Source organism: Candidatus Methylomirabilota bacterium (assembly GCA_036002485.1).
Classification (GTDB): domain Bacteria; phylum Methylomirabilota; class Methylomirabilia; order Rokubacteriales; family CSP1-6; genus AR37.
Map to the genome: position 1 here is coordinate 1 of DASYTI010000004.1, position 3743 is coordinate 3743.

Annotated in this window: 6 protein-coding genes; all 6 read left to right on the top strand. The window is 66.5% G+C overall.

Annotated features, from left to right (window positions below; translation table 11 throughout):
* Nucleotides 1-1345, top strand: a 1345-nt coding sequence (locus VGT00_00905) for a hypothetical protein (protein ID HEV8529956.1), incomplete at its 5' end; no start/stop codon positions are given.
* A gap of 197 nt (nt 1346-1542) precedes the next feature.
* Entirely contained in the window at nt 1543-1941 is a 399-nt protein-coding gene (locus VGT00_00910) for a hypothetical protein (GenBank protein ID HEV8529957.1), read from the top strand.
* Nucleotides 1941-2348 carry a hypothetical protein gene (locus VGT00_00915; protein ID HEV8529958.1) on the top strand — a complete coding sequence of 136 codons (408 nt, stop codon included), beginning with the start codon at nt 1941-1943 and terminating at the stop codon, nt 2346-2348. Before VGT00_00910 ends, VGT00_00915 begins: the two co-directional genes overlap by 1 nt.
* Nucleotides 2349-2445: 97 nt before the next feature.
* Nucleotides 2446-2718: a hypothetical protein gene (locus VGT00_00920; protein ID HEV8529959.1), complete on the top strand. Its 273-nt coding sequence runs from the start codon at nt 2446-2448 to the stop codon at nt 2716-2718.
* Nucleotides 2715-3152, top strand: coding sequence for a hypothetical protein (locus VGT00_00925; GenBank protein HEV8529960.1), 438 nt, complete (start codon nt 2715-2717; stop codon nt 3150-3152). The genes VGT00_00920 and VGT00_00925 overlap by 4 nt, the downstream gene beginning before the upstream one ends.
* A gap of 135 nt (nt 3153-3287) precedes the next feature.
* A complete protein-coding gene (locus tag VGT00_00930) occupies nt 3288-3563 on the top strand; it encodes a hypothetical protein (GenBank protein ID HEV8529961.1) in 276 nt (91 codons plus the stop codon).
* The last annotated feature ends 180 nt before the right edge of the window (nt 3564-3743 follow it).

The window sequence follows — 3743 nt, forward strand, 5'->3', positions numbered from 1 at the left end:
CGTTGTCGATGTGAAGCTCGAAGCGGTCGCATCGAAGCCCTACGCGCGCCTGGTGGTGACGGACGACCACCCGGACGGCTTCGCCGACCTGGCGCACGCCTACACGCTCTTCGCGGAGAGCGAGAAGAAGGGGGACACGGCCCGGCGGGGCCGCTTCAACCTGGGGGAGAAGCTGGTGCTCGCGCTCTGCGAGAGCGCCCGCATCACCAGCACCAGGGGCACGGTCGTCTTCAGCGAGAGAGGTCGCATGCGTCCACCTGGCTCGCGAGCGAGCGGCACCGAGTTCTCTGCGATCGTGCGGATGACCCGGGGCGAGCTGGAGGAGGTGTTGGCCTCTGTCCAGCAGGTCATTCCTCCGGACAACGTTGTCACCGTCGTCAACGGCGTCGAGATTCCCAGGCGCAAGCCCGCCAAGGTCATCGCCGAGGCGTTCCTCCAGACGGAGGTGGCGGACGCCAGCGGCTCGCTCCGCCGCAAGTATCAGGACACGATGGTGGAGATCTACGTCCCTCGCCAGGGCGAGAAGGCCACGCTCTACGAGATGGGCATCCCTGTCATGGACCTGGGCGACGACCCCTACCACGTGAACGTCATGCAGAAGGTGCCCCTGTCGATGGAGCGCGACGCGGTCACCCCCGGTTACCTGCGCGACGTCCGGGCCGCCGTGCTCGATCACATGCACGAGAAGCTCAGCACCGAGCAGGCGCGAGGCAAGTGGGCCTCCGACGCCATCGAGGAGTCGGTGAACCCCGAGGCGGTCAAGACCCTCGTCGCCAAGCGCTTCGGTGAGAAGGCGGTCATTTACGATCCTTCAGACCGCGAGGCCAACAACATCGCCACGGCGAGGGGCTTCACCGTCATCTCGGGCGGGGCCTTCACCGCCGACGCGTGGGACAAGATCAAGTCGGCCGAGGCCGTCCTGCCCGCGGGCCAGGTTACGCCTTCCCCTCGCCCGTTCCACCCGGACGGCGAGCCGCTCAAGCTCGTGCCCCAGGACGAGTGGTCCCCTGGGATGGCCACGTACGCGGCGATGGTCCGCCGCCTGGCTTTGGAGTTGGAGGGCATCGACATCCTCGTGTGCTTCACGCAAGATCGCGGGTGGAAGTTCGGCGCGGCCTACGGCAAGCTCGCCGAGCGCGCCGGCACCATGACCGTGAACGCGGGTCGCCTCGGAGCAAGCTGGTTTGAACCAGGCAACCTTTCCGACCAGCTAGGCCTCTTCATCCACGAGCTGGGGCACCACTACGGGCACCACCTGGAGGAGTCCTACCACGAGGCTCTCTGCCGCATCGGCGGCAAGCTCGCGGCGGCGGCGCTCGACCGGCCCGAGTGGTTCCGCAGGTGACAGCCGCCACTCAGGCGCTCACCGACGCCTATGCCTCGGGCCTCTTCCTCGGCGGCATCGCCGGCCTCTGCCTGGGTTTGGTCATCGGCGCCGCCCTCTTCCACTCCAAAAAATAGATACTTGACACTTTGTTCTTGGTGTGGGAACTTTCTCTCCTCGCTGGCCGTCGCGGGCCGGCGGGAGGAAGAGGACGGAAGATGGAACCGAACAAGAACACAGAGGTGGGCAAGCTGATTGTCTATTCGTACCGTCCGCGCGGCGCGAGGACGATGCGCTGGGCGTTGGCGGTTGGAGATCTGCCGACCGACGTCATCTCCACTCACGGCTCGCAGAAGACCGCCGAGAGGGCTCTCAACAAGGCTCGCCGTCTCATCGAGCTGGGGTGCAAGGCGTCGGACTTATTCGGTTACAAGGACGGTGATGATGTGGAGTTCAGCTCCAACAGCACCTCGCCTCTCGCGACCTGGCAGCTGGCCAAAGTCTTGCGCGTCTTCGGGCGCCATGTTCGTGTCCAGCTCGTCGACGGTGGTCGCGTCGTGCTGGCCCAACACTCGTGGCTCCGCCGCCCGGCGAGCGCGACGGGGGCCTCGTCGTGATGCCCACGGTCGACTCCAAGCTGCGCTCCGGTCTCGTGCACTACCGCCGTTGTGCCGAGGACGCCGCCCACGCGGTCACCGGTGCGAGGTCCAAGGCCGCTCGCGCCGAGCTGGTGGCCGAGCTGCGGGCCGCCTCCTGGTGGGAGGGCCGCTACGCCGTCCTGCTTGAGATCTGCGAATCTGGCCGCCGCCCCGAGGAGCTGCTGGCCGCCTACGCGAACCGCCTGCCCGGCCGCAAGGTGCCCGAGCCCCCTCCCGAGCCGGCCACGACCCTCGCGCCCTCTCCGAGCCCCGTGCGCCCCGCCGCCGCCGAGCGGGCCGCCCCCCGCCGCAGGCCGGCCGCCTCATGGCGGTGGGCCTTGGCCGTGGCGGCCTCGCTCACCGCTCTGATCGCTCTACTCCAGTAGCTCGAAAATTGATACTTGACACTTTGTTCTTTTCGAGGAGAATGGTTTCACCGTCAGGCGTCGCGGCCGGGCGGTGGAAAGAAAAAGAGGACGACAGATGGCCAAGCACACTTCCACGGTCAACAACCACGGTATCAGCTACCTCCTGGAGCCCGCTCCGGGCAACAAGATCTGCCTCCGGCAGGTCTTCATCAGCCGGAGCACGCTCCGCTGCTCGGACACGCCCCTCGGCGTCTTCAGCGACGCCCGCGTCGCCCGGCGCGCGGCCCTGCGCGACCAGCGCAGCTACGAGGCCGTCATGAGCCTGGCGGCGGCCGACTGCATGGTCGACGAGACGCTCCTCGGCGTTCACTGTGAGGTGCGCCCATGAACCACCAGACGGAGGCCGAGAAGGCCGTCACAGCGAGCATGGGCTTCGAGCTGGTGGTGACGCTCGACAAGCGTCGGGTGGCCCACCTGCTCTGCTCGGCGTTCGAGGGTGGTTCGAACTACTGGTATCAGCTCGAAGAGTTCATCCCCCCGGCCGTGGCCAACAACGTCAAGCACCTCGGCGACGGCTTCTACCGCCACATCGACTACCCGCTCTGCATCGGCGGGGCGCTGATGGTCTCCGACCGTCGGGCCTGCAACCCGGGCAAGATGACGACCACCCGCCTCGACTGGCCGAAGATTCGCGAGGGCCTGGGTGTGATGGCTGCGAAGCACCCGCGCCACTTCGCGAACTGGCTGGCCGAGAAGGACGACGCGGAGACGGGCGACGTCTTCCTTCAGTGCTGCGTGCTCGGCGACGTCGTCTACGGCTGAAAAAAAACCCTACGGAAGGGGCCTGCTTAGGCCCCTTCTTTTCTCTCCTAAAAATTACTACTTGACACTTTGTTCTCTGTGACTAGAATCTTCTCACCCTGGCGTCGCGGCCGGGGCAGAAAGAGGAGAAGGACGATGAGTGAACTTCAGCAGTATTACGACGCTTTCCGGACTGGCTACTGGGCCGTCTCCAACGCCGAGGAGTGCCCCTGCCGTGGCTCTGGTTGGGCGCTCTCTGAGGTCGACACTTTCCACAAGTGCCCCATTCACTTCGATGGTCAGCGCTCGCCCGAGGAGGCCGAGTTCGACGATGGCGAGGACGTGGCCGCCGCCCCCTTCCCCGCTCCCGCGGTGGTGGTTCCGGCTCCGGTGGCTTCCCTCCCGGTCTCCGACGACGAGATCCCCTTCTAGTGGCCCGAGGCGAGGGGGTCGAGAGCGCTCGACCCCCGGCCCCGGCCCACCAGCGTCGCGGCGGTGAGCACGGAGAAAAAGGACGGATACGAGCATGGCACGAGTCAACACGGTCGAGAAGAGCCTGAAGTCCCCCGGCACCTGCGGGAAGTGCAACAAGCAGATCTGCAAGGGCGAAGG

What these genes read in the sequence shown, in the direction of transcription:
- VGT00_00910 (HEV8529957.1), top strand. Translation starts at nt 1,543, where the DNA reads ATGGAACCGAACAAGAACACAGAGGTGGGCAAGCTGATTGTCTATTCG.
- VGT00_00915 (HEV8529958.1), top strand. Translation starts at nt 1,941, where the DNA reads ATGCCCACGGTCGACTCCAAGCTGCGCTCCGGTCTCGTGCACTACCGC.
- VGT00_00920 (HEV8529959.1), top strand. Translation starts at nt 2,446, where the DNA reads ATGGCCAAGCACACTTCCACGGTCAACAACCACGGTATCAGCTACCTC.
- VGT00_00925 (HEV8529960.1), top strand. Translation starts at nt 2,715, where the DNA reads ATGAACCACCAGACGGAGGCCGAGAAGGCCGTCACAGCGAGCATGGGC.
- VGT00_00930 (HEV8529961.1), top strand. Translation starts at nt 3,288, where the DNA reads ATGAGTGAACTTCAGCAGTATTACGACGCTTTCCGGACTGGCTACTGG.